Genomic DNA, 26,820 nt, shown 5'->3' on the forward strand with positions numbered 1-26,820 from the left:
AAAATGAAAATACTCGTGGTAGTAGATTCCATTAATATAGAAGACAGCAGCGGTTCTAAAGCTAATGTCGCACTGATCCAAAATCTTGCGGCGGCCGGTTTTGAATTGTTGGTCTATCATTATACGCTTAAAAACATACAGTTAGCGGGAGTTACTTGTTACGCTATTCAAGAAATAAAATACAGTCCCCTGTATTTTTTAAGCAGAATACAAAGGATATTAGCTAGAAATTTGAATTGGAATTTGATGCCATTCTTAGAAAAAAAGTTCGGATTCTCGTTTACTTTTTTTAATGACACTAACAGTATTGTGAGTGCGTTAAAAAAACGAACATTTCAACCTGATTTAGTCCTTACTTTGAGTAAAGGCGCTAGTTTTAGACCTCATTATGCTGTTTTAAAATTACCTCAATTGCATGATAAATGGATGGCTTACGTACATGACCCCTATCCCTTTCATTATTATCCGCGACCTTACAACTGGGTTCAGCCAGGATATGCGATAAAAGAAATTTTTTTTAGAGCTGTTTCAGAAAAATCGAAATATAGTGGGTTTCCCAGTCAATTGTTAATGGATTGGATGGGAAGTTATTTTCCTGATTTTATAAAAACAGGAACAGTAATACCCCATCAAAATGCGAATTACTCGCTCGAAGATGCTATTTTTCCTGATTATTTTGATGCGTCAAAATTCAATTTGCTTCATGCAGGCAATTTAATGAAGCAGCGTTCCCCCGCAGGTTTGATTGAAGGCTTTAAAGTGTTTATACAGCAAAATCCCGATGCCGCAAAAGATTCAAAGTTACTATTGCTAGGTGCAGCGTCCTATCATAAAAAGATGTTGGAAGACTATGAAAAGAACAGTCCTCAAATTTATATTTTTAATGGGAATGTTCCGTTTGCAGCTGTGTATAAACTGCAGCGAAACGTATCGGTTAATATTATACTTGAAGCAAAAGCTGAAATAAGTCCTTTTCTTCCCGCTAAGTTTCCGCATTGTGTTGAAGCTAATAAAATAATTCTTTCCCTAGCTCCTTATTATAGTGAAACTAAAAGACTTTTAGGTGATGCCTATCCTTATTGGTCAGAAGTAGATGACGTTGAGAAAATAGCCGCTCTTATTGAAAAATTATATCAATTATGGAAACTAAATCCTGATAGTTTACTGTTGAATAGAAATGATTTACAGCAGTATGTGTCTGCTGATTATTTAAGAGATACAATTAACAAATTATAGCAGATAACAATAATTTAAATATTTGAGTTATGGTTTAATAAATAAATGCATGTATGCAAATTTCCATTTTAATTGTCTCTAAAAATAGAAAAGAGGAGCTTGAGAGAACATTATTAGTACTAGAAAAATTAATTGATTTTTCAAGTCATGAAGTGCTAATTTTTCTCGATGGTTGTACCGACGATTCTGAAGAATTGAGTAACCAATTTAGTTGGGTCAACTGGGAATTTACTACAAAATCAATTGGTGCTTCACCTGCAAGAAATGTACTTTACTCAAGAGCTAAAGGAAAATATTTGATTGGTTTAGATGATGATGCGCATCCTATAAATGCTGATTTTATCAGTCAAACTATTTCTATTTTTCAAAAACATCCCAACGTAGGAATTATTGCCTTTAAGGAAATTAAAGGAATTTTTAATTCAGATGAAGAAGCTTTGGGTAGTTTTGATTTTAAAGAGGAAGAATATTATTGTAGTGATTTTATTGGTTGTGGTTTTGCCATAAAAAAAGAAGTATATGATGCTACCAATGGCTTTCCCGTATGGATAGATATTTATGGGGAGGAGTCTTGTGTTGCTATTGAGGTACTGTCCAAAGGATTTGATATCATTTACTCGAATAAAATAATGGTAAATCACAGGGTAGACAAAGAAGCTCGTAAACTAGCGGGTAAGAATTATTTTAGATTTGGCAAGCAATTAAAAAACACCACCTATTATTATTTAGTATACTATCCATTTCCTTTAATAAAAATTTTAAAATTGTATAGACATAACTTCATAAAATATGCGTTAACAGATGTCAATTGCTTTAAAATTTTTTTCAAAATAATTGTTGAGGTTTGTTTGAATATCCCTAAAGTTTTAAAATATAGAAAGCCGATTAAAAATTCACTTTTAGAAAAGACGAAACATTTATCAGCTATTGAGTATTAAAAAACTTATATTAAAAAAATTATGAAAAAATATAATTTTTTTAATATAAGTTTTTTCGGAATTAAATAGATATTTTACCAAATCAACTAAACTATTATAGAAAATATGTCATCAAAAAACCCGCCACCTTATATCATTGCCGAAATTGGCCAAGCACACGAAGGTAGTTTGGGTATTTTATATTCTTATATGGATGCTCTTGAACAAACGGGTGTGGATGCCCTTAAGTTTCAAATGCATATTGCTGAAGCCGAAAGTAGCGAATACGAGCCTTTTCGCGTGAAATTCTCTCTGGAGGATGAAACCAGATATGGGTATTGGCAAAGAATGAGTTTTTCTTTGGAACAATGGAAAGGAATTAAACAACATTGCGATAACCTAGGACTTGATTTTATCTGCTCTCCTTTTAGCAATTTGGCGGTAGATTGGCTGGAGGAAATCGGTGTGAAACAGTATAAAATAGGATCGGGAGAGGTCACTAATTTCCTGATTTTAGAAAAGATTGCACAAACAGGGAAGCCAGTTATCTTGTCCTCGGGAATGAGCTCGTATGACGAGCTAGATAAGGCTGTTTCTTTTCTTAGAGAAAGAAAGGTCGAATTTTCTATTTTGCAATGCACCACAGCGTATCCCACTACTCCAGAACACTACGGATTAAATGTTATTCAAGAAGTAAAGGAACGATATAATGTTTCTGTTGGTTTTTCAGATCATTCGGCTAGAACGGAGACGTGTATTGCCGCAACCGCCTTGGGAGCCAGTATTTTAGAATTTCATGTTGTTTTTGACCGGCAGCTTTTTGGACCCGATGCCAAAGCTTCTTTAACCATTCAAGAAACAAAAGATTTAGTGGTATCGGTTCGTAATATAGCAACTGCTTTAGCAAATCCTGTAATTAAAAACAACAATAAGGAGTTCTCAGAAATCAAGCAAATTTTCGAAAAATCATTAGCAGTAAATAAAAATTTGCCTAAAAATCACATTCTCACATTCAATGATTTAGAAGCTAAAAAACCGAAAGGTTATGGACTCGAGGCATCCCGTTTTCAAGAGGCAATAGGAATGGTGTTAAATCGAGATTTGAAGCAATGGGAATTTTTGAATGAGGAGGATTACTCTTCAACAACCTCAGAATGATAGTATTGTTTCTGATTGTTACTGCTTGTTACTTGTAAGCAGTTGTCACACTGAGCCTGTCGAAGTGCTTTTGTCCTGAAAATAAGAAGTCTTCGACAAGCTCAGACAAACAGTAATGTTCCTAATTGTTTCTTGTTTTTAATTATTATGTTGACTTCATTCAGCATTAGAATTCCTATTTATAATTTTTTAGCAGTTGTCACACTGAGCCTGTCGAAGTGCTCTTGTGCTGAAAAAGAAAAGGTCTTCGACAAGCTCAGACTGACAGTACTGTTCCTAATTGTTTCTATTCTGCACTTGTCACACTGAGCCTGTCGAAGTGCTCATGTCCTGAAAAAGAAAAGGTCTTTGACAAGCTCAGACTGACAGTAGTGTTCCTAATTGTTTCTTGTTTTTAATTATTACATTGACTTCATTTGGGATTAGAATTCCTATTTATAATTTTTTAGCAGTTGTCACACTGAGCCTGTCGAAGCGCTTTTGTCCTGAAAAGATAAGGTCTTCGACAAGCTCAGACAGACAGTAATGTTCCTGATTATATCTTGTTTTTAATTATTATATTGAGTTGATACGGCATTAGTATTCCTATTTATAATTTTTTAGCAGTTGTCACGCTGAGCCTGTCGAAGTGCTTTTGTCCTGAAAAAGAAAGGTCTTCGACAAGCTCAGACTGACAGTAGTGTTCCTAATTGTTTCTATTCTGCACTTGTCACACTGAGCCTGTCGAAGTTCCTTAAATATTTTTTTTAGCTTTCATTTTTTGTTTACTTTTAAACCCAAGAATAATACATTAAAATGCCAAAAAGAAAAATAGCAGTCGTCATCACTGCCAGACCCTCTTATAGCCGTGTAAAAACGGTTTTACAAGCAATACAAGACCACCCCGATTTAGAATTGCAACTAGTTGTCGCTGCCTCAGCTTTATTAGAACGCTATGGTTCTGCAGTGAATTTTATTGAAAAAGACGGATTTGCTATTGCGGCCAAAGTCTTTAACGTTTTGGAAGGAGAAAATCTCACGGCTGCAGCAAAAACCACCGGAATTGGAATTCTGGAACTTTCGACAGTTTTTGATAACTTAAAACCAGATATTGTTGTAACGGTTGCTGATCGATTTGAAACGATGGCCACGGCGATTTCGGCTTCGTATATGAATATTCCGCTGGGACACATACAAGGAGGTGAAGTCACTGGGAATATTGACGAAAAAGTGCGTCATTCTATAACAAAACTAGCGGATTACCATTTTGTGGCTTCAGAAAATGCAAAAGAACGTGTGCTCAAATTGGGTGAAAATCCTGATTTTGTATTTAATACCGGTTGTCCTTCGATAGATATTGCTGCAGAAATTTTAAAAATAAAAACATTAAACTTTAATCCGTATCAAAAGTACGGCGGTGTTGGGGCTGAACCCGATTTGTCCAAAGGTTACTTGGTGGTAATGCAGCATCCTGTCACTACAGAATACCAGGATTCCCGAAAACACATTGAAGAAACGCTTTTGGCGGTAAGTGAATTGAATTTGCCTACTTTATGGTTTTGGCCGAATGTAGATGCAGGGGCAGATGGAACATCCACTGGAATTCGTAGCTTTAGAGAAAAAAACAAGCTCGAAAATGTACATTTTTTTAAGAATATGGAAGGTGATGATTTTCTGGTGTTACTCCATAATGCAATTGGATTAATTGGGAATTCAAGTGTGGGAATTCGAGAATGCGCGTATTTGGGCGTTCCTGTAATTAATATTGGAACCAGACAAAATCGTCGCGATCGAGGCGAAAATGTACTGGACGTTCCCTATAATAAAACTGAAATTATAAATGCGGTAGCAACTATCGTGCAAAACGGAAAAGCAGATGTTTCCTCAGTATATGGAGGTGGTAAATCTGGAAATACCATAGCCCATTTATTAGCAACGCTTCCGTTGCAATTTCATAAAACCATTTCTTATTAATGAAAATCCTTGCGATAATTCCAGCCAGAGGAGGTTCTAAAGGAGTTTCTGGAAAGAATATAAAAATATTGGGCGACACGCCCTTAATTGGTTATACCATTCAACAAGCCTTGGAAAGTACATTGTTGTCTAAAATACTAGTTTCTACAGATGATTCATCGATTGCAGCGGTTGCTCTGAATTATGGGGTTGACGTTCCTTTTTTACGTCCAGAAAAATTATCAGACGATACTGCATCCAGTATTTCGGTGGTGCAACACGCGATCGCTTTTTTGGAAGCAAAAGGGGAGTTTTTTGATGCCGTGTGTTTGTTACAACCTACTGCTCCTTTTCGAGAAAGAGGATCTATAGATAAAGCCATTGCTGTTTTTAAAGAAAAAAAAGCGGACTCCTTAGTTACCGTACTCCAAGTCCCTCTTGAATACAATCCGCATTGGGTTTTTGAGGCAGATGAAAACGGATGTTTAGCGATTGCCACCGGTGAAAAAGAAATTATCAAGCGAAGACAAGACTTGCCAAAAGCTTTTTTTAGAGACGGATCACTGTATCTAACCAAAATTGAAGCGATTAAAAGCGGTTCGTTTTATGGTAGTTCGATTAGTTATATGGAAAGTAATCCCGATCTATATGTGAATATAGACACAATGACCGATTGGGAGAAAGCAGTCAAAAAATTACCAACTATTTTAAGGCTAATCTGATGTGTGGTATAGTAGGGATTTTAGGGAATAAGCTAAATAATCGCATCACGATATACAAAATGCTGGAAGTTCAAAAGCATCGCGGGCCTGATGCTATGACGATTTGGGATGATAATTGTATTGTTTTAGGGCACAACCGATTAAGTATTATTGATTTATCGGAAACAGCGAACCAGCCCATGATCAGTACTTGCGGCCGATATACCATCGTGTTTAATGGGGAGATTTATAATTATACGGAGTTAAAAGAGCAACTGAAGGCATTTTATAATTTCCGAACACAATCCGATACCGAAGTTTTGCTGGCTGCATACATCCAATGGGGAATTCCTGCTTTAGACAAGCTTAATGGGATGTTTAGTTTTGCTATTTGGGACAATCTAGACCGAAAATTAGTTGCGGTTCGGGATCGTTTTGGTGTCAAGCCGTTTTATTACGCAATATATGAAAATCAGTTGTATTTTGGCAGTGAAATAAAAACATTGTTTGCTGCGGGAATTCCAAAAGTGCAACATAAAAAAGTGTGGGCCAATTATTTTGTATATGGTACTTACGGTATGCCTACTGAAACTTTTTGGGAGAATATTAATCAAATTCCGGCTGGTCATTTTTTTGAATGGCGTTATACTGAAAATCAGAATCAGGACCGTATAAAATTGAAAAAATGGTATGATTTCCCTAAACGGATTAAAAATACGGTTCCTTTGTCACTAGCAGAATTGAAAATAGAATATGAAGCCTTGCTAAAAGACGCGGTACAATTGCGGTTCAGAGCCGATGTGCCCTTGGGAATGAATGTGAGTGGAGGATTGGATTCTTCTACATTAATTAATTTAGTACACCAGCACCTGCCTTCCCAACAACCCATAGAAGCGTTTACTTTTTACTCGGATAATGAAAAATACGATGAATTACCGTGGGTAGAAGCGTTGCTGCAAACCACGCCGTATCCGTTGCACAAAGTACTGTTGGACTACAAACAAATTCCACAATTAATAGAGACGATAAGTTGGTTTCAGGATGAACCCTTTGGCGGTTTCCCTACTTTAGCTTATAGTTTATTATTTGCAGAAGCCAAGAAAAAAGGGATTAAAGTGATTCTAGACGGACAAGGTATGGACGAAGCTTGGGCGGGTTATGATTATTACCACAACCAAAGCGACAGTCTAATTCAGGGATTGAATTCGAGCCCGGTACGTCCGGAAGTGTTGGTAGAAAGGTATAGCGATTGGGCTCAAAAAGAAGTATACGATCGTCCTTTCGAAACAGATTTACAAAATCTGCAGTATCGAGATTTGTTTTATACTAAAATCCCTAGAGCTTTGCGTTTTAATGATCGCATCAGTATGATGCACAGTACAGAGCTACGCGAGCCATTTTTAGATTATCGATTGGTAGAATTGGCTTTTGCACAAAGTGAAAATATGAAAATTCAAAACGGACAAACAAAATGGCTGTTGCGCGATTTAGTCAAAAAACAGTTGGGAGACACGATTGCTTTAGCTCCAAAAAGAGCGTTGCAAACCCCGCAGAGAGAATGGATTGCAAAGGAATTGGCGCCTTATTTTATCAAGAGTATAGCTCTGTTTTCAGCTTTAGAGGGTATTGATGAAAAGCAAGTGCAAGCAATATGGAAAGAGTATTGTGACGGAAATCAAGATAATAGTTTTTATATTTGGCAGTGGATTAATGCGGTAGAATTGGAGTGATGGATATATTTGTTCGTCTGTGTAGTATTAGTTTACTACTGAAGGCCTTTCATAAAAGATACAACAACATAAAGTCTATAAAACTATAGAAAAAAAATGATAGTAAAGATAGAACTTTATTACCAATACCCTGATTTAAAAAGGCATATTCCAAATTCAAAATGAGAAATCTAGAAAGTAATACAGGTTTTGATTTATTAAGTAACGTTAAAATTAGTTTGTATTTAGTATTTGTGCCATTTTACATTCAAAAGTAGTAAAAATTAATTAAAAAAATATTTACGTTATTTCTAATAAATGTGGTTAAAGATTTATCTTATCAAGTTTAATTTCATAAAAGATGAAGAAAAGTTATTCGGAAATAAAGAATTCAAAGCTCTTATTGATACAAATTAATAAAGTTAAAATGCGTTCCAGTATTGTTATAGATTTTTTCTTTCATTCTGAAAAAAGTATTTATATACTTTTAGTCATTAGTGCATTAATCGTATTGCCAAATATTGGTCGTGAATCATTATGGCTAGACGAAATTTTTTCAGCAACTGTTACATTAAAAACTTCTTCGTTGAAATTAATGTTTTCTGAATATATTTCGAATGATGGAAACCCTCCTTTGTATTACGTTTTATTATTTTATTGGGAAAAAATTGTAGGTGCAAGTGATGTTAATCTAAGATTATTAAGCTATTTATTCACTTTGTTAGGTTTTATATCTTCTTATCTACTTTTACAAAAATATTTCACAAGAAGGATTGCAATTTTATTTTTATCATTAAGCACTTTTACGCCGTGTGTATTGTTTTTCGCCCAAGAGGCAAGAATGTATGCACTACTTTATGGGTTGACTTGTATTGCAAGTATAATTTTTTTTGTTTTTATAATTAGAATTAGGGATAATAAAAAAATTGAGAGGAAGTTGATTGTTTATTATTTTTGTATTGCATCCCTTATCTGTTATACTCATCATTTCGGGTCTTTAATTATAGTTCTAATTTCGTTAGTTACAATTTTATATTCATTATTCTTAAAAAGAAATACCATCGCAATTGAAATATTTGTAATTTCAATTTTTATTGGAATTATAGGGAGTAGTTGGCTTGTATTTCAGTTCTATTACGTAGATATGGGAGTTCACATTAAAGAGGTTTCCTGGCTTAAAAACAATATAAAAAGTATTTTACTAAATTTCTCTACTCTTTTAGCTTTAAACAAATTCGGCGTCGCAGTTCTTTTAATTTTACTCTTTCCGTTTTTAATGAAGTTTTCTTTCTTCTACAAATTCTTAAAAGGATATATTATACTATTACTTCCTGTTTTATTATTGTTTTTTTTAGCTTATTTTGTTGCTTTAAAGATATTTGTGATATCTGAAAGGTATTTAATTGTGACAATACCATTCATACTTCTTTTTCTTTCTTTTCTTTTTAACGAACTATATTACAGTAAAAAACACAATATATTATTTTACGTAATAGGGTTGTTAATTATATCTTTTTATGGGAATTACAACTATGAAAAACAAAATTGGCGAGATGCCGCAAAATACATTAAAAATAATTTTAATGTATCAAATTGTAAAGTTCCAATTAGAGCATTAAAGGATGGTTCATTTGATCGATTAATGTTTGTTTCCTATTATTTAGGATCTGAATATTCGTATATAGCGAATGGCCCGTCAGTACAAAATGATTGCGATTTAATTTATATTGATGGTCATACAAATGAAATAGAAATTCGTAAAACCCTTAATAATTATAATATTTCTACACCATATAAAATCATAAACTTTAATAAAGTTTACTTAGTTGTCAAAAGGAGGTGATATTTTAAATGTTTATACGGTTATAGCATAAAAAGAATGAGCTTAAATTTGAAATCTTACACTTTTGTCTCTAGCAATAAATCAGTTTGTAATTTATACTTTAATTATCAATTATTAAAATTAGTAACCGCCCCAGAATCCAATAATATAAATTCATATTTGAAGAATTAAAAGATAAAAAAAATTAAGGGAAACAATGAAAAAATTAGGAGTTGTAATTACAGATGGTGTAGGTTTTAGAAATTTTATATTAAGTGATTTTTTGTTAGAGGCAGAAAAGACATTTGATGAAGTCGTTATTTTTTCTTGTTTGCCAGCTGAAATTTATGCGGATCATATTATAAAATCAAGAATTATCGAATTACCGGTTTTTATAGAAAAATTCCCCACGTGGTTTTTTAGAAAAGCAAAAGAAGTAGCACATTTAAAAGTGCATAAAAACAATAATTTTGGAATGGTAGATAATTACACTACCAATAAAACGGCAGCGAAAAATCCTAGAGGAATTGCCACTCGGTTTATCTTCAAACTTACGGCGCTGTTTTATTCTGAAAAGTGCATACAAGGATACAGTAAATTGCAACAGTTTACTTTTAAAAACTATAACGTTACTAAAGCGTATAAAAAGCTGCTTCATGAAGAACAATTGGATCTGTTGTTTTTCACACACCAACGCCCACCGTTTATCGCTCCTTTGGCATATCTAGCTCAAAAAATGAAATTAAAAACAGCTTCTTTTATTTTTAGTTGGGATAATTTAGCTTCCAAAGGCCGAATGGCAGCTGAATTTGATTCTTTCTTGGTTTGGAGTGATTTAATGAAAAGGGAATTGTTGCATTTTTATTCATCTCTAAAAGGGTCCGCTATCGAAGTGGTGGGAACCCCACAATTTGAGCCTTATGTTTTGGAGAGGTACCACGTTACGAAACAAGATTTTCTTTCGAAGTTTGAATTAGAACCTCTAAAAAAAACAATTTGTTTCAGTTGTGGCGATAGTTCTACCAGTAAAAATGATGAATTGTATATTGAAACCATTGCCACTGCTATTTTAGAAAAAAAGATTCCTCATGTTAATTTATTGGTTCGAACTTCTCCTGCAGAAGACCCGATTCGATTTGCTTTGGTAGCCCAAAAATTCCCTTTCGTCAAATGGAATTTCCCTAAATGGAGTTTGTCCCGCAAAGGACATCAGGAAGAATGGTCACAACGGGTTCCGACAGTTGAAGACGTAAAAGATTTGAGAGGGCTATTGAATTATTCGGATTTAAATATCAATATGTTGTCTACAATGAGTTTGGATTTTATGCAATTTGGAAAGCCTGTTATTAATACTGTTTTTGGAAATAGTCAAAATGGTCTATATGACGACCAACGGTTTTTAAAGTATGCTCATCTGATCAATGTGGTGAATACTAAGGCAACAAAAATTGCTAAAAATGAGGAAGAACTTGTGACTTTTATAAATGATTATCTCCAAAATCCTATTTTGGATGAAGCAAACAGAGAAGAACTTTTAGAAATGCAGGTTTCAAAACCATTGAAAGGAACTGGGAAGCGAATCGCCGAAACGCTTTTACAATGGTCATAAGCGAAAAAAAAATAGCGATCCTTTGCAACTATGAATTAGTACCAGAACGGGTAGGAGGAATGGACTATTTCTTCTGGCAGTTTGATGCAAAATGCAAAGAGAATGGTTTCGAAGTAGATTGGTTTTTTCCAAATCGTTCGCATCATGGGGACTATTCTAATTTGACCATCCTGGAGAGCAACGGTCAAAATTTAGAAAATTTTTTTCTAGAGACGTACAGCAGTAAGCAGGCCGTGTATTCTCATATTATTACTCATTTTGTCGAATTGTGTACCCCTTTTTTTTATAAATTGAAACAGCTATCGTCGGCCAAAATTATAGTCATAGATCACAATCCTAGACCCATTGCTGGCTATCCGTTAAAAAAGAGACTAGAAAAAAAAGTAAAAGGAATTTTGTTCTCAAGATATATCGATTTGTTTGTCGGAGTATCTAATTATACGGTAGATGAAATCCTAAAAGATTTTGGATCCCATTTAAAAAACAAAACGATTACAATTTATAATGGGGTGTTGATTAAGGATATAAAAGTGAGAGTAAACCGAAATGCTGTCAAACCAACATTTATTGTGGTATCACATCTTAGAGAATCAAAAGGGATTCAAGATCTAATTCAAGCCGTTTCTCAATTAGAGGAGCCTATTAAAAGTGAAATTAAAATAGCTGTTTTTGGAGATGGCCCGTACAAAGATGTTTTAATACAACTAATTAAAGATAAGGGATTGACAGGAAATTTTCAATTAATGGGTAGTAAATCCAATCTCAATGAATTACTATGCCAATACGATTATATGTTACAGCCTACCCACATGGAGTGTTTTAGTCTTTCTATTTTAGAAAGTTTAGCCGCTAATGTTCCGGTGATTACTACCAATGTTGGCGGTAATGAGGAAGTCATTACAACTGGAGAAAATGGTTTCATAACTACTGTAAAGGAAATCAATTTATTGCAAGACGTATTAAAAAAAGTATATTTGGGCGAGTCTAAAATCACTAAAAATACGAGGACTTTAATCGTTGATTCTTTTTCATTAGAAAAAATGGTAGAAAATCACTTAAAAATAATTTACTAAAGTTCAATAATATTAGATGTTTTTCAATTCCTTTGCTTTTGCCCTGTTTCTGCCTATCGTATTTATCCTTTACTGGTTTGTTTTTAATAAAAATAAAAGCACCCAAAATTTACTGCTAATTGTTGCCAGTTATTACTTCTATTCCTGCTGGGATTGGCGCTTTTTGTTTCTGCTGGTTTTCTCCACTTTTTTAGATTATTATACCGGAATTCAAATTGAAAAAGCAAAGAAAACAAGCCTTCGTAAATTTTGGTTTTGGTTGAGTATAAGCATCAATCTCGGTTTCCTAGGCCTATTTAAATATTATAATTTTTTCGCGGATTCATTTTCCAACCTACTAAATGGGTTTGGATTGCAAACGAGTCCTTTGCTGTTAAACGTGATTCTTCCGGTAGGGATTTCCTTCTACACGTTTCATGGATTGTCCTACGTAATCGATATCTATTTAAAAAGAATTAAAGCCGAATATAACTTTATAGATTATTCGTTGTTTGTGAGTTATTTTCCATTACTGGTCGCGGGTCCTATAGAACGGGCCACGCATTTATTGCCACAGGTAAAAGTAAAGCGCAGTTTTGACTTTCAAAAAGCCAAGGAAGGCGTTTATCAGTTTGTTTGGGGACTAGTTAAAAAAGTGGTCATTGCAGATACCTGTGCTACGTATGCCAATGCCATTTTTGATAATTATGAAGCAATGAATTCGCTATCCTTGTTGCTGGGTGCAGTGTATTTTGCTTTCCAGATTTACGGGGATTTCTCTGGATACTCGGATATGGCGCTGGGGATGTCTAAACTGTTTGGGATCGATTTGTTGCGCAATTTTAATTATCCGTATTTCTCCAGAGACATAGCAGAATTCTGGCGGCGGTGGCATATTTCGCTGTCTTCTTGGTTCAAGGATTATTTATACATTCCATTAGGGGGAAGTAGTGGAGGCATGGCGAGGAAAATTCGCAATACTTTCGTGATTTTTCTGGTGAGTGGTTTCTGGCATGGTGCCAATTGGACTTTTATTGCTTGGGGATTTATAAATGCCCTCTATTTTTTACCGTTGTTGCTTTTGAAAAGGAATCGGTCTAATATGGAAACGGTATCATTATACTGGGATTTTGCCTCAGTACGAGTGTTTTTCAGTATGCTGAGCACTTTTGCATTAACGTGCTTGGCTTGGATATTTTTTAGGGCAAAAACGATTGAAGATGCTTTTGAATATATAAAGCGGATGTATACGGATGGTCGATTTCTCTCCCAATATCTGGAAAATGAAAGGTACAATTATGAATTACTCCTAATGGTTGCTGTTTTTATAGTAGTTGAATGGAATAGTAGAACGCATGTAGAACCCATTTCTGGGAAGTATTCTTGGCTGAAATTAGGGCTGTGTTTAATAGCCATCATCGCATTAGGAACCTATTCCGATTACAAAGAATTTATTTATTTTCAGTTTTAGGAAAAGATTTTCGTTTCACCTCTTGCGTCAAAGGGATCCGAATTTCCGTTTTGCCCCGACCCTAAAGGGAGACGTAAATATAGGTGTTCTTAAATAGGAATGTGTAGTCTTTCTTTTTCCCACCCTTTAGGGATGGGGAAGGAAAAAGGAAGTAGGGGATTCGAATTTCCGTTTTACCCCGACCCTAAAGGGAGACGTAAATATAGGTGCTTTTGAATAGTAGTGTGTAGTCTTTCTTTTTCCCACCCTTTAGGGATGGGGAAGGAAAAAGAAAGTAGGGGATTCGAATTTCCGTTTTACCCCGACCCTAAAGGGAGTCGAAAATTGAGAACGTTTGGAGTTTAATTTTCGTTTTAATCCTGCTCTAAGGGGAGACGTAAATACTGGTACTCTTGAATAGGAGTGTGTAGTCTTTCTTTTTCTCACCCTTTAGGGATGGCGAAGGAAAGAGGAAGTAGGGGAGCTTTTCGTTTTGCCCCGACCCTAAAGGGAGCCGAAAATCTAGAACGTTTGGAGTTTAATTTTCGTTTTAATCCTCCTCTAAGGGGAGACGTAAATACTGGTACTCTTGAATGGGAGTGTGTAGTCTTTCTTTTTCCCACCCTTTAGGGATGGGGAAGGAAAAAGAAAGTAGGGGATTCGAATTTCCGTTTAACCCCGACCCTAAAGGGAGCCGAAAATTGAGAACGTTTGGAGGTTAATTTTCGTTTTAACCCTGTCCGAAAGGGAGACGTAAATATAGGCGCTCTTGAATGGGAGTGTGTAGTCTTTCTTTTTCTCACCCTTTAGGGATGGGGAAGGAAAAAGGAAGTAGGGGATTCGAATTTCCGTTTTACCCCGACCCTAAAGGGAGACTGAAATTGAGAACGTTTGGAGTTTAATTTCCGTTTTACCCCGACCCTAAAGGGAGACGTTAATGTAGGCGCTCTTGAATAGTAGTGTGCAGTCTTTCTTTTTCCCACCCTTTAGGGATGGGGAAGGAAAAAGGAAGTAGGGGATCCGAATTTCCGTTTTATCCCGACCCTAAAGGGAGCCGAAAATTGAGAACGTTTGGAGTTTAATTTCCGTTTTAACCCTGCCCTAAAGGGGAACGTAAATATAGGTGCTCTTGAATGGTAGTGTGTAGTCTTTCTTTTTCCGACCCTTGAGGGATGGGGAAGGAAAAAGGAAGTAGCGGAGATTTTCGTTTTAACCCTGCTCTAAATGGAGACGTAAATACAGGTGCTCTTGAATGGTAGTGTGTAGTCTTTCTTTTTCCCACCTTTTAGGTATGGGGAAGGAAAAAGGAAGTAGCGGAGGTTTTCGTTTTACCCCGACCCTAAAGGGAGCCGAAAATTGAGAACGTTTGGAGTTTAATTTCCGTTTTACCCCGACCCTAAAGGGAGCCGAAAATTGAGAATGAACCTGAAATAATTAATGGGACGTTTCTTTTCCCTACCTTTAAAGATAGGGATGAGGAATGAAAAAAAAACGATTATTTAGAAAGAAACTATAAATAGAATATAGAATAAAACAACAATGAAGCAGTTTTTAATTTTTACGGTCAAAACCCTCGTGTTACTATTTTTACTATTAGTGGTATTGGATTTTATGTATACGACTGTTTACCTACAGGCCTCCAATCGAGGAAAAATTGATTATGTTTACAACTCGAAGCCAAGAAATTACGATGTGGTAATTTTAGGGTCTTCCAGAGCTAATAATCATTTTGTGACGCAATTATTTGAAGAAAAAGGATTGAAATCTTTTAATTATGGAATGAGTGGCGGTCATTTATTTGAGGCTTCTTTGTTATTGAAATTAATGGTCGCGCGAAATTATTCAATCCAAAATATAATCATTGAAACCGATTTAAATCTATCTAATGAAGACCGATCCGATGCCGTTGCATCCAAGTTTTTACCGTATTTACATCAGTCTACGATTATAAAAAATCATTTTTCAGAAGAAGATGATTTTTGGCAATTGTTTTGTATTCCCTTCTATCGCTACGTGAAATTTGATGCTTCAATAGGTTTTCGAGAAATGTATAATAGCTTTATGAGTAAACCAACGAATACACTGAAAAAAGGAGGTTTTTATGCATTGGGGAATAAAAAAGGAAACATGAAAAATGACATTAGAGCTTTAAAGCCCATCCATAATAAATACTATGAAGAAATTAAACAAATTTGTGCTACCAATAATATCAATTTGATTGCAGTGATGACGCCAATGTGCAGCAATACAAAGGGATTGGATTATTTTGAAAAAGCAAATAAGATCTACCCTGAAATTCATAATTATGAAAATGCAGTGGAAGGCGACCAGTACTTCTCTTCCTGTGGACACCTGAATGACGCGGGAGCAAGGTTGTTCACGAGACGCATTTTAAAAGATTTTTTTTGAGTTTTTATCGCTACCGTTTTTTCACCCTTTCTGAGTTTTGAACTCTGAAAGAGTTATACAAATACAATACCATGGAGAAAGATACAAATGTTTCCGTTTCGGCTCCCCTCTCCTTTAGGAGAGGGGCCGGGGGTGAGGAAAACACAGCATTCCATCTCAACAATAAAACAGCATGATAAAAGATAAAAATGTTTCCGCTTTGGATCCCCTCTCCTTTGGAAAGGGGCCGGGGGTGAGGAAAATAGCCTTTCTAACCCCTGAATACCCTCATGCGATCACCGGTAATTCGGGCGGGATTGGTACGAGTATCAAAAACCTCGCAATGGGATTAATCCAAGAGGGGTGTTCGGTTCGTGTTTTGGTCTATGGACAAAAAGAAGAAAATAGCTTCGACGATAATGGTATTGTTGTGCAGCAGATAAAAAATATAAAATTCAAAGGATTGTCTTGGTATTTGACCCGAAAAAAATTGGAGCGCATTATTAATTCACTGTACCAAAATAAAGAAATCGATTTGGTAGAAGCACCGGATTGGACCGGAATTACCTCTTTTATTACGCCAAAAAAATGCCCCATTGTCATTCGCCTACATGGCTCTGATACTTATTTCTGTCATTTAGACGAGCGCCCCGTAAAGTGGATAAATAAATTTCACGAAAAAAGAGCCCTTCAAAAAGCAGACGCCTTGCTGTCCGTGAGTCAGTTTACTGCTGATTTGACGAATGAGGTTTTTGATTTAAAAAAAGAATTTACAATTATCCCTAATGGAATCGATACCGAAAAATTTAAGAATAACTTTGCGGGTAGTAGTTCTTGTATTCCCCCGATGGGAGCTAGGGGGCTTCTGTATTTTGGGAGTCTAATCCGGAAGAAAGGGTTGCTAGAGCTGCCTTTTATTTTTAATGAAGTAGTTCGGCAAAGTCCGACCGCTACCTTAATTTTGGTCGGTAAAGATGTTCCAGATATTATTTCGGGAAATCCTTCGACTTGGAAAATGATGCAGGAATTGTTTACAAAGGAGGCCTTGGCTAAGGTTACTTATTTAGGGAGTGTTCCGTATCAAGAGATAAAAGAACACATAGCGCAAGCAACGGTTTGTGTTTTTCCAACATTTGCAGAAGCCTTACCGGTTTCTTGGATTGAGGCCATGGCGATGGAAAAAGCAATTGTCGCGGCTAACATTGGTTGGGCAACAGAGGTTATTGATGAGGGTAAGAATGGTTTTTTAGTACATCCTGCGAATCATCTCGAATATGCCAATAAGATTGTCGCATTGCTTGAAAACGCTACTTTACGAAAGGAATTTGGTTCCTTTGCACGCAAAACAGTAATTGAAAAATTTAGTATAGAGGTGGTAGCCAGTCGGAGCATTGCTTTTTACGAAAAGCTAATAAAAAGCTAATAAAATTATTACGAACAAAATCTGTATAAAAGAAATTGTTTAGACTAGAAATTAATATAGAAATGAAATTTAAATTAAAAGAGTATACAACAGAAACAGGGGAAATACTTTTGTACGCAGGATCTCCAAATTTCAAAAGATTAGATGTATTATCAAAAGGGGCAGGAGATATTTGGCATAGTTCTTTTGAACAAGGATATAAAAATGCATTCCCAGAATTAGTGTATCAAACGGCTGTTTTTTTCTGGTATCTAAATGATTTTGATGGCTTAGACCAGTGTGTTAGTTGGAGGGTTAATCCCAATGCGTTTGTCATTCGAAAATCGGTATGGGAGATTACAAAAGGGTTTGATTTGGACTATGAGAATCTTCAAATGCAGGGGTTGGATTATGGTTTTCGATGCATCCGTTTCTTAGGCGTTGTTCCACTGTATGTGCAACATTTGTTTTCTGAATCAGAAAAAGAAATTATTTTTATTTCTCAAAGGGATCGACATCTTTTTTATAGAAAAAATTATAAAATCAGTCACGCTCTTTTTATGATTTATAGATTGGGGGCTTGGAAAATTTCAGAATGGATGACTTTTTTTAAAATTAATAGCAATTTTAAAAAACGAAAAGAGGCTTCCGTAGTTCCTCCTCGTAAATTAAATGCAATACAAGGCAATCCTTCTGTTAGTTACATCATTCCTACGATGTTTCGACAGGAATATACATTGCAATTATTAGAAGATCTTGCTGCCCAAAAATATAAATTACAACAAGTGGTTGTAGTGGATGCAACCCCCGAAGATCACAGGGACGAATCGCTGTATCAGCAAAATAAATATCCATTTCACCTGCAAGTAATTTGGCAACAATCAAAAGGTAGTTGTAAGGCCAGAAATGAGGCTATAGCTTTATGCGCTGGCGATTATATCGTTTTTGGGGACGATGATATTCGGATACCAACGGATTTTATAGAAAATCACATTCGATTGTTGCAGACGTATGATGTGGGAGCCTGCAATGGATTAGATATTCGCGCTGATGTTCATACTCAAGATTTGGATGATTTAAAACGAAAATTAGAAAATTCAAATCTTTATAGAAAAATAGTCGGTTGCACACCTTCATTTAGCAATGCGAATTCTTGTGTGAAAAGAGAATACGTATTACAGTTAATTGGGAATGATGTCAATTTTGATGGAGGATATGGTGAGGACAGTGATTTTGGTATGTCACTTTCTAAAATTGGAGTTACGGTGTTGTTTAATCCGTTTTCTGCTAATTTGCACTTAAAACCGCCTTCAGGAGGGTATCGTTTTTGGGGAAATCAGGCTAAAATAATCGGAAAGAAAAGAAAAAAGCAACCATGGGAACTGGATACACCGGTACGAGGAATAAGGCCGGTTCCGAGTCCGACAGTAATGTACGGGATTCTAAAACATTATACCCCACAACAGCTCATAGAATACAAGTACAAGCATTTTACGTATTACTTGTTTAGCGGCTCTAAATTGGGAATTTTGTATCGTTTATTACGAATTCCGTATAAAAACATACAATTTAAGAAGTCTGTTTTTTATGCTAGAAAATTAATTAATTTAGGAACCAGACATCAATAAAGTATGAAAGTATCGTTAATAATTTGTACTTACATGCGTCCCAAATCTTTAATGAATTTATTAAAGTCTGTGACGGAGCAAACAGTACATCCAGAGGAGATTTTAATTATTGATGGGTCAACTACAACTGCGACTGAGCAGCTTTTAGATAAAAATAAGTTTAATAATCTTCATTATTATCTGGTTCCTGAATCGCATCGTGGACTAACGAAACAAAGGAATTATGGAATAACTAAAGTGAGTACAACGAGTGAAATTATTGCTTTTTTAGACGATGATACCGAATTAACGCCTAATTATTTTGAAGAATTGGTAAAAACGTTTACGAATGACCCTACGGTTACTGGAGTGGGCGGAATCGCTTTAAATGAGAATGGTTGGAGTGTCAGTAATCCAAATGTAAAATACGACAAGTACCGTTATTTTCAATTGGAAGGATATGTTTATAAAGAAGGGCAACGCAATGTATTTCGCAATTATCTCGGCTTGCAATCCAATCTAGGCCCTGGGAGAATGCCAAAGTATTCCCATGGTAAAACGTGTGGATTTCCTTTGAACGGAAAAATAAACGAGGTCGATTTATTGATAGGAATGTCTTTTGCTTTTCATAAAAAAGTCTTTGATTCAATTCGATTTTCCACTTATTTTGAAGGCTATGGTTTATATGAAGATGCTGATTTTAGTATCAGAGCCTTAGCGTTTGGTAAAAATATAATAAATACCAACTTACAATTGTATCATTATCACGATGCGTCGGGCCGACCCAATCAATACCAATATGGTAAAATGGTCGTGCGAAACGGTTGGTATGTTTGGAGAACGAAAAATCCAAAACCATCGCTAGAGGCACAATTAAAATGGCATGCGATTACGATACTTTTGACATTGATTCGATTTAGCAATACCTTTACAACCAGTAAACGAATGGAAGCCTTTTCGGAGGCCATGGGAAGAACGGTAGGTTGGTGGAGTTTGTGGGTTACTAAGCCAAAAGTGAAATAAAGTAGCAATCTTTTATTCTGTAACGATCATCTAGAGCGTAAACAGGGATACTAGAAATAGATTTTGATACAAATAAGAACCTAATCGGATTGATATGATGCAATATAAAGAATGCAAGGTTGTTGAAAACACAGTGAAACTACTAAATGTAAAACGGAACTAAGGACGTTGTAACATGCGAATTATCAAGATAAATAGTGTTGCACTTAATTTTTTTTACTAAAGAAAACAGTAGCTTTATTTTTGAAATGAATCAGTTTAAGAATTGTAAGGTGGTTGTTAAGAAATTTTCATAAGTCGAAATGAAAAGAAAACGATTCTATTTGGATTTTTTAAAATCTCTTTTGAAAAGCTACAATGGTTCCACTCTTTATTTAGTAGCCAAAAAACGGTTGGTTAGAATCAAATAACAACAATGAAAACAATACTTATAGCCCACAATTACAGTGAAATCTCGTTTTCTGCTATGAGTTATCATTTGGCACAGCATCTTGCCAACTTAGGAAATGAAGTGGTTTTTATCTCTCATGATCCCTATTTTGCAGAGAAAGTGTCCGTAATAAAAAAGCAAGGTAAAATCACTATTTGTTCTTGGCCAACAAAAAAAAGGCCGACCTCTTTGCGTGATTTTTTTTGGTATGCTAAAACACACTTACACTACAAACCAGACATCATAATTGGACATTTTGTCGGCAGTAACATTACTGTTTCTGTCTCTAAATTTTTGTCTTTAGGCAAAGTTAAGACTTATGAATATTATCACACGCTGAGCGCGCAACTTATGGCGGACCAGAAAAAAACGTCAATCAAACAAAAAGTACTTTTTATTAGAAAAAAGATATTTTATAAACTATTGTGCGATGTCATAATCTGCCCATCGGAATTGGCTAAAACAGATTTAAAATCATTTTATGGTCTAAATAAGGGATTTGTTCTGTTGAACCCTATGATCGACCGATTTAAAAACAAAAAAATTAGTACAGAAGATTCGATTCTGATCTCTTATTTAGGCCGATTAGATCAATCTAAAGGAGTGCTTGATTTAATGGAAGCTTATTTGAGATATAAGGAGAAAGTTAAGCATTCAAAAATCATTTTAAATATTGCCGGAACTGGAAGTCAAGCAATTAAAATTAAAGAACTGGTTAAAAACAATAGAGGAATTCATTATTTTGGAGGACTCAACTATGATCAAATTGATGCGTATTTAAACAACAGTCATTTTGCAATAATTCCATCAAAAATCGATGCTTTTAATGTTGTAGGAATTGAAGCAATGATGAATCAAACTCCCTTATTAATTTCTAATACCACTGGGTTGACTCACTATTTAAATGATGGTGTAGAATGTTTTAAGTTTGACGCGACTATTGATGCAATGGTTTCCTTGTTTGAAAAAGTGGAAGATAACTTTGATTCATACGAACAAATGAGCGTTGCAGCAAGAACTACTTTTTTGAATACTTTTAGTATGGATATTTATTGTAAACATTTTGCCGAAATTCTTTTATAAAGTAGTATGAGGTGTCACATAATAGAACTTGATTGCTTTTAATAAGAATAGAAGCAGTGAAGTAAAAGATGTTTTAAATTAAATCACTTCCATAAAGTTCTTTTAAAACAGACGATAATCTGGCTTGCTAAGCCAAAATAATCAAAACAGAAAACCTCGTAATACAACGAGGTTTCTAGTCAGCAAGCGGTTGCTCTTTTAAAAGATTTCAACCAAATTCAAGGCATTGTAGTTGCCACTTCGCAATGGATATTGGATTCCATTGACGTCTTGATAAAATTCAATCAGCAATAAATACAATTGTATTCCTGATCCCGCCGGAACCTGCTCTGGGGTCAAGGTGACCGTAATTAAGTTTTGATCCAGGAGAACATTGGAAATGGGACTGTAGCTTTTATCAAACAGGCCTGTTGCAAAATCCAAATTGATAAAAGCACTGCGGAAACTAACGTGAGTGGCGCTGTTAGGCGTGCTTAATTGTTCCAGAGGAATAAAATCAGTAATGGCAATAGTTCCCGTGTCTGTGGCTACCGTAAAGCTGGCTTGTAAAACCGAAGCTAAGGGAGCTTTGATATTAAAATCAAATCCTTTCAAGAGTTGTTTCCCCTCCTCGCTGGCAATGCCTGCTGCAACATTTCGCTTGCCTCTGGCCGACACAGCATCAAAATTTTTGATGGTATTCATCAGTTGCAGCATGCGGCTGGATAGTTTGGGGTCTTTCGCTCTGTTCAGTATCACGCCTGTGGCATCTCGGATCAGTTTTCCTGATTTGGCGTTCAACGCAAATTCGCTTAAATTTTCTCTCGTTCTTGCAAAAGCTGGATCAGTCATGATTCTTTTTTTACTGACGCCTCCTTTGGTTCTCACCATATACCCGTCTTGACTTTTGTAAAACGTTAGCCCATCTAACGTACCTTCAATTTTGATAATTCCTGCTAATTTGCCCATGATTATTTGTTTTTGGGGATTAATAATAGTCAAATGTAGAATGCTTTGGCTTGGTGTACAAGGACTTGGTATCGTTCGGACCGTTTTTGGACTATTGTGTTGTTTTTGTAGAAAGAGTAAGAAAGTAGCAAATAATACGGTAATAAGCACAACCGCACATACGTATCAAAAAGAAGCTAAATAGGGCATAAATACCGTTTTATTCGTTTGGTACTAAATCATACTAAATCTTTATAAATACAAAAGTGAAAAAACCAAAGAGTGTTAGTAGGACTTCTTTGTTGCTGCTAGGATATCCTATAGATACCCCATAGATACTCGCAACAATTCGCAGTCCAAATAATAGGAAGAAAGGAACCAATTGTACTACTAATGTCGGCGTTCTTCACACGTTGGCTATCTTGTTACTAGGGATCGAAAAATAGTCCGCTAACAATAGATAATACGAAACAGTTAATACAAGGAAACAAAGCGCTACGGTGCAAACAGTAAAATGCGGAAACAGCTCTTTTTAGTTAGTTTGCAGCTTTATATTTAAAAATAGTACTGTGAATATTTGATTAGCACCTGTGATGGACAAAAGAGTGCTTGCGCAACCTTATGTAAACTACCAACCTATTAAAAATAATTATTTTGAAACACCTCTTTTATAAGATAAAACGTATATATTGTAAGATTTAATTAAATACTTATTAACAAATGTAATTAATTTTTTACTTTTTTTTGTGTTGATTTAGGTTCAATTGTAGTGGTTTAACGTGCTTTTTGACATTTCACCTCGTACAATCGGGATGTTTCGGTACCAATTGAACCGTACAATCTTGTGGTTGTTAATAAGTTACTTCTAGTGGTACGCTAGTGTTTGCTAAATTTGTATTTATAAACAATGCAACAGCGTCTAACCAGCACAATTTATGTATAGAATTGTTATTTATCCAAGCGACATTGTGATCCTTACTGGGAAAAGTGAGAGTTATGCTCGTAAGGAAATTCAAAATCTTAAAAAAGAGTTGGACAAAAAACCATGTCAAAAAGTGACCATAAAAGAATATTGTGAGTACTATGGTTTTGACCTCAAAGAAGTGACGGAGGTTTTGTCCAAATTTGAAATAAAGCACGCTTCTTGAAATTGCTAGCGCAAAAAGGGGAATTAATAGCAACATCAGCTTCAGATGTTGTTGACGATGGGATCATTTAGTACTATATTTGTTTTAGGAGTACGAACAGTTCTTTTTAGAATGATACAAAAGGGACTATAAGAAGGCTGAATTGATCCTTTAAACTAAAATTTAAAAATGACATTTGCAATCATTACCCATGTTCCCCATACTGCAGCGGGAGCGCACTATTTTGCTTATGCGCCTTATGTTCGCGAAATGAATATCTGGGCAAAGCACGTTACAGAATTGATTGTTGTTGCACCCCTAGTAAAGTCGGAGAGAACGGCAGTTGATACTGCGTACCATAGTCCAAAAATTAAATTTTTACCCGTTGATTCTTTTGACGTATTGAGTGCAAGTGGACTGTTAAAAACCCTCCTAAAAATTCCAACTATTAGTTGGCAAATCTACAAAGCCATGCGTTCTGCAGATCACATTCATTTGCGGTGCCCAGGAAATATAGGTTTGTTGGGATGTGTAATCCAAATCGCTTTTCCGTCCAAATCGAAGACTGCTAAGTATGCCGGGAATTGGGATCCGAAATCGAAACAGCCGTGGACCTACAAACTGCAGCAATGGATTTTGTCTAATACTTTTTTAACACGGAACATGCAGGTTTTGGTTTATGGAGAATGGGAGGGAAGCACTAAAAATATAAAACCTTTTTTTACCGCTACCTACACGGAAGCGGATAAAGTACCTATTATCACCAGAAACTTAAAAGACCCCATTCATTTTGTTTTCGTGGGAGCTTTAGTGGCTGGAAAGAATCCGTTGTATGCCATTCAACTAATAGAACGATTGGTTGAAAAAGGACATCACGTTCGATTGACGCTCTTTGGGGAAGGAAAAGAACGGCAGCAATTAGAGTACTACTGTTCAGTAAACAAGTTGGAAAATTGTGTAGTACTGAAAGGAAATCAAACCAAAGACACCATTCAAAAAGCGTATCAAGACAGTCATTTTGTTATTTTGCCTTCCCAGAGCGAGGGCTGGCCGAAAGTGATTGCCGAGGGCATGTTTTGGGGTTGCGTTCCCATCGCAACAAAAGTATCGTGTGTTCCTTTCATGCTGGATTTTGGAAACCGGGGACTCGTATTGAACATGAATCTGGAAAAGGATAGTGCAGTAATCGAAAGTGTCTTAAATGATCAAGCCCTATTTGATAGCAAGCAAATGAAAGGGGCAGCATGGTCTAGAGGCTACACCATGGATGTTTTTGAATCAGAAATTAAAAAACTGCTATTGGATTCCTAAAGTTTTCCAACCCGTTTAAATAGTCATCACCAAATACGTCTCTTCGAGTGTTTTTGGCTTGTAATGAATTTTCCATGTAAAATACAAACTCGTCAAGCCAAAAATGCATTGAGAAGTGCTTTTCGATATCAGTTCTCGATACAATTTTTAAAGCAGGCCATTTACTTTAAAAAGAAAGTTTAGTTCAGCTTTAAAAACCACTCGAACAGACGTGCCAGAGTGCGATTTGATTTAATAAAGCTATCTCATCATCACCTACTTACTACTTTCCTCTGCGTCTCTTCGAGTGTTTTTGGCTTGCAATGGATTTTGCATTTCAAACGAAAACTCACCAAGCCAAAAATGTATCGAGAAGTTCGTTTAGTTATAAAGGTTCTCAAACAGACGTGCGTAATCATCACCAAACACGTCTCTTCGAGTGTTTTTGGCTTGTAATGGGTTTTCCACAATAACCTTAAACCCGTCAAGCAAAAAATGTATCGAGAAGTGCTTTTCGATATCAGTTCTCGATACAATTTTTAAAGCAGGCCATTTACTTTAAAAAGAAAGTTTAGTTCAGCTTTAAAAACCACTCGAACAGACGTGCGTCCTCGTCACCAAGTACGTCTCTTCGAGTGTTTTTGGCTTGTACTGGATTTTGCAAATTAAACGTAGGCCCTTCAAGCCAAAAATGTATCGAGAAGTTCGTTTAGTTACAAAGGTTCTCGATACAATTTTTAAAGCAGGGCATTTAATTTAAAAAGCAAGTCTAGTTCCGCTTTAAAAACCACTCGAACAGACGTGCCAGAGTGCGATTTGATTTAATAAAGCTATCTCATCATCAACTACTTACTACTTTCCTCTGCGTCTCTTCGAGTGTTTTTGGCTTGCAATGGATTTTGCATTTCAAACGAAAACTCACCAAGCCAAAAATGTATCGAGAAGTTAGTTTAGTTATAAAGGTTCTCAAACAGACGTGCGTAATCATCACCAAACACGTCTCTTCGAGTGTTTTTGGCTTGTAATGGGTTTTCCACAATAACCTTAAACCCGTCAAGCAAAAAATGTATCGAGAAGTTTGTTTAGTCACAAAAGTTCTCGATACAATTTTTAAAGCAGGGCATTTTATTTAAAAAGCAAGTCTAGTTTAGCTTTAAAAACCACTCGAACAGACGTGCGTCCTCGTCACCAAGTACGTCTCTTCGAGTGTTTTTGGCTTGTAATGGGTTTTCCACAATAACCTTAAACCCGTCAAGCCAAAAATGTATCGAGAAGTTCGTTTAGTTACAAAGGTTCTCGATACAATTTTTAAAGCAGGGCATTTAATTTAAAAAGAAAGCTTAGTTTAGCTTTAAAAACCACTCGAACAGACGTGCGTCCTCGTCACCAAGTACGTCTCTTCGAGTGTTTTTGGCTTGTACTGGATTTTGCAAATTAAACGTAGGCCCTTCAAGCCAAAAATGTATCGAGAAGTTCGTTTAGTTACAAAGGTTCTCGATACAATTTTTAAAGCAATTCATTTAGTTTAAAAATAAAGTCTAGCTTAGCTTTAAAAACCACTCGAACAGACGTGCCAGAGTGCGATTTGATTTAATAAAGCTATCTCATCATCAACTACTTACTACTTTCCTCTGCGTCTCTTCGAGTGTTTTTGGCTTGCAATGGATTTTGCATTTCAAACGAAAACTCACCAAGCCAAAAATGTATCGAGAAGTTAGTTTAGTTATAAAGGTTCTCAAACAGACGTGCGTAATCATCACCAAACACGTCTCTTCGAGTGTTTTTGGCTTGTAATGGGTTTTCCACAATAACCTTAAACCCGTCAAGCAAAAAATGTATCGAGAAGTTTGTTTAGTCACAAAAGTTCTCGATACAATTTTTAAAGCAGGCCATTTACTTTAAAAAGAAAGCTTAGTTCAGCTTTAAAAACCACTCGAACAGACGTGTATAATAGGCG

18 protein-coding genes are annotated in these 26,820 nt (G+C 35.7%); 17 read left to right on the forward strand and 1 reads right to left on the reverse strand.

Annotated features, from left to right (window positions below; translation table 11 throughout):
- Positions 1-3: 3 nt before the first annotated feature.
- From IWX83_RS13465 to IWX83_RS13535, 15 genes are all read left to right on the forward strand, one after another.
- On the forward strand, positions 4-1,236 hold the full coding sequence (locus IWX83_RS13465) for a UDP-glycosyltransferase (protein ID WP_231380023.1): 1,233 nt from the start codon (positions 4-6) through the stop codon (positions 1,234-1,236).
- Positions 1,237-1,289: 53 nt separating this feature from the next.
- Positions 1,290-2,174: a glycosyltransferase family 2 protein gene (locus IWX83_RS13470; protein ID WP_196830351.1), complete on the forward strand. Its 885-nt coding sequence runs from the start codon at positions 1,290-1,292 to the stop codon at positions 2,172-2,174.
- A gap of 105 nt (positions 2,175-2,279) precedes the next feature.
- Entirely contained in the window at positions 2,280-3,311 is a 1,032-nt protein-coding gene (locus IWX83_RS13475; RefSeq protein ID WP_196830353.1) for an N-acetylneuraminate synthase family protein, read from the forward strand.
- Positions 3,312-4,106: 795 nt separating this feature from the next.
- Entirely contained in the window at positions 4,107-5,264 is a 1,158-nt protein-coding gene (neuC, locus tag IWX83_RS13480; protein WP_196830355.1) for a UDP-N-acetylglucosamine 2-epimerase, read from the forward strand.
- Positions 5,264-5,965, forward strand: coding sequence for a cytidylyltransferase domain-containing protein (locus IWX83_RS13485; RefSeq protein ID WP_196830357.1), 702 nt, complete (start codon positions 5,264-5,266; stop codon positions 5,963-5,965). The genes neuC and IWX83_RS13485 overlap by 1 nt, the downstream gene beginning before the upstream one ends.
- Complete coding sequence (gene asnB / locus IWX83_RS13490; RefSeq protein ID WP_196830360.1) at positions 5,965-7,674, forward strand: asparagine synthase (glutamine-hydrolyzing); 1,710 nt, start codon at positions 5,965-5,967, stop codon at positions 7,672-7,674. The genes IWX83_RS13485 and asnB overlap by 1 nt, the downstream gene beginning before the upstream one ends.
- A gap of 382 nt (positions 7,675-8,056) precedes the next feature.
- Positions 8,057-9,496, forward strand: a complete 1,440-nt coding sequence (locus IWX83_RS13495; RefSeq protein ID WP_231380024.1) for a glycosyltransferase family 39 protein — start codon at positions 8,057-8,059, stop codon at positions 9,494-9,496.
- Between the two features lie 196 nt (positions 9,497-9,692).
- The gene (locus IWX83_RS13500; protein WP_196830364.1) at positions 9,693-11,084 is read left to right on the forward strand and encodes a hypothetical protein; all 1,392 of its coding nucleotides are present in this window, start codon (positions 9,693-9,695) and stop codon (positions 11,082-11,084) included.
- Entirely contained in the window at positions 11,075-12,157 is a 1,083-nt protein-coding gene (locus IWX83_RS13505; protein ID WP_231380025.1) for a glycosyltransferase family 4 protein, read from the forward strand. The genes IWX83_RS13500 and IWX83_RS13505 overlap by 10 nt, the downstream gene beginning before the upstream one ends.
- A 16-nt stretch (positions 12,158-12,173) precedes the next feature.
- The gene (locus tag IWX83_RS13510; RefSeq protein WP_196830366.1) at positions 12,174-13,607 is read left to right on the forward strand and encodes an MBOAT family protein; all 1,434 of its coding nucleotides are present in this window, start codon (positions 12,174-12,176) and stop codon (positions 13,605-13,607) included.
- Positions 13,608-15,125: 1,518 nt separating this feature from the next.
- Positions 15,126-15,995 (forward strand): hypothetical protein, encoded by an 870-nt coding sequence (locus IWX83_RS13515; protein ID WP_196830368.1) that lies wholly within the window; start codon positions 15,126-15,128, stop codon positions 15,993-15,995.
- Positions 15,996-16,167: 172 nt separating this feature from the next.
- Entirely contained in the window at positions 16,168-17,397 is a 1,230-nt protein-coding gene (locus IWX83_RS13520; protein ID WP_196830369.1) for a glycosyltransferase family 4 protein, read from the forward strand.
- A gap of 62 nt (positions 17,398-17,459) precedes the next feature.
- Positions 17,460-19,004 carry a glycosyltransferase family 2 protein gene (locus IWX83_RS13525; protein WP_196830371.1) on the forward strand — a complete coding sequence of 515 codons (1,545 nt, stop codon included), beginning with the start codon at positions 17,460-17,462 and terminating at the stop codon, positions 19,002-19,004.
- 3 nt (positions 19,005-19,007) lie between these two features.
- The gene (locus IWX83_RS13530; RefSeq protein WP_196830373.1) at positions 19,008-20,006 is read left to right on the forward strand and encodes a glycosyltransferase family 2 protein; all 999 of its coding nucleotides are present in this window, start codon (positions 19,008-19,010) and stop codon (positions 20,004-20,006) included.
- 415 nt (positions 20,007-20,421) lie between these two features.
- The gene (locus IWX83_RS13535; protein WP_196830375.1) at positions 20,422-21,519 is read left to right on the forward strand and encodes a glycosyltransferase family 4 protein; all 1,098 of its coding nucleotides are present in this window, start codon (positions 20,422-20,424) and stop codon (positions 21,517-21,519) included.
- A 198-nt stretch (positions 21,520-21,717) separates the two neighbouring features.
- On the opposite strand, the gene IWX83_RS13540 is transcribed toward IWX83_RS13535, so the two are convergent.
- Positions 21,718-22,467: a hypothetical protein gene (locus IWX83_RS13540; protein ID WP_196830377.1), complete on the reverse strand. Its 750-nt coding sequence runs from the start codon at positions 22,465-22,467 to the stop codon at positions 21,718-21,720.
- Positions 22,468-23,381: 914 nt separating this feature from the next.
- On the opposite strand from IWX83_RS13540, the gene IWX83_RS13545 reads away from it, so the two are divergent.
- Positions 23,382-23,594 (forward strand): hypothetical protein, encoded by a 213-nt coding sequence (locus tag IWX83_RS13545; protein ID WP_196830379.1) that lies wholly within the window; start codon positions 23,382-23,384, stop codon positions 23,592-23,594.
- A 168-nt stretch (positions 23,595-23,762) separates the two neighbouring features.
- Positions 23,763-24,884 carry a glycosyltransferase gene (locus IWX83_RS13550; RefSeq protein ID WP_196830381.1) on the forward strand — a complete coding sequence of 374 codons (1,122 nt, stop codon included), beginning with the start codon at positions 23,763-23,765 and terminating at the stop codon, positions 24,882-24,884.
- Positions 24,885-26,820 lie beyond the last annotated feature (1,936 nt).

The organism is Flavobacterium sp. CG_9.1 (genome assembly GCF_015751645.1).
Classification (GTDB): Bacteria; Bacteroidota; Bacteroidia; order Flavobacteriales; family Flavobacteriaceae; genus Flavobacterium; species Flavobacterium xanthum.

Coding starts and splice junctions, on each gene's coding strand:
- IWX83_RS13465 (WP_231380023.1), top strand. CDS start 4: ATGAAAATACTCGTGGTAGTAGATTCCATTAATATAGAAGACAGCAGC.
- IWX83_RS13470 (WP_196830351.1), top strand. CDS start 1,290: ATGCAAATTTCCATTTTAATTGTCTCTAAAAATAGAAAAGAGGAGCTT.
- IWX83_RS13475 (WP_196830353.1), top strand. CDS start 2,280: ATGTCATCAAAAAACCCGCCACCTTATATCATTGCCGAAATTGGCCAA.
- neuC (WP_196830355.1), top strand. CDS start 4,107: ATGCCAAAAAGAAAAATAGCAGTCGTCATCACTGCCAGACCCTCTTAT.
- IWX83_RS13485 (WP_196830357.1), top strand. CDS start 5,264: ATGAAAATCCTTGCGATAATTCCAGCCAGAGGAGGTTCTAAAGGAGTT.
- asnB (WP_196830360.1), top strand. CDS start 5,965: ATGTGTGGTATAGTAGGGATTTTAGGGAATAAGCTAAATAATCGCATC.
- IWX83_RS13500 (WP_196830364.1), top strand. CDS start 9,693: ATGAAAAAATTAGGAGTTGTAATTACAGATGGTGTAGGTTTTAGAAAT.
- IWX83_RS13505 (WP_231380025.1), top strand. CDS start 11,075: ATGGTCATAAGCGAAAAAAAAATAGCGATCCTTTGCAACTATGAATTA.
- IWX83_RS13510 (WP_196830366.1), top strand. CDS start 12,174: ATGTTTTTCAATTCCTTTGCTTTTGCCCTGTTTCTGCCTATCGTATTT.
- IWX83_RS13515 (WP_196830368.1), top strand. CDS start 15,126: ATGAAGCAGTTTTTAATTTTTACGGTCAAAACCCTCGTGTTACTATTT.
- IWX83_RS13520 (WP_196830369.1), top strand. CDS start 16,168: ATGATAAAAGATAAAAATGTTTCCGCTTTGGATCCCCTCTCCTTTGGA.
- IWX83_RS13525 (WP_196830371.1), top strand. CDS start 17,460: ATGAAATTTAAATTAAAAGAGTATACAACAGAAACAGGGGAAATACTT.
- IWX83_RS13530 (WP_196830373.1), top strand. CDS start 19,008: ATGAAAGTATCGTTAATAATTTGTACTTACATGCGTCCCAAATCTTTA.
- IWX83_RS13535 (WP_196830375.1), top strand. CDS start 20,422: ATGAAAACAATACTTATAGCCCACAATTACAGTGAAATCTCGTTTTCT.
- IWX83_RS13540 (WP_196830377.1), bottom strand. CDS start 22,467: ATGGGCAAATTAGCAGGAATTATCAAAATTGAAGGTACGTTAGATGGG.
- IWX83_RS13545 (WP_196830379.1), top strand. CDS start 23,382: ATGTATAGAATTGTTATTTATCCAAGCGACATTGTGATCCTTACTGGG.
- IWX83_RS13550 (WP_196830381.1), top strand. CDS start 23,763: ATGACATTTGCAATCATTACCCATGTTCCCCATACTGCAGCGGGAGCG.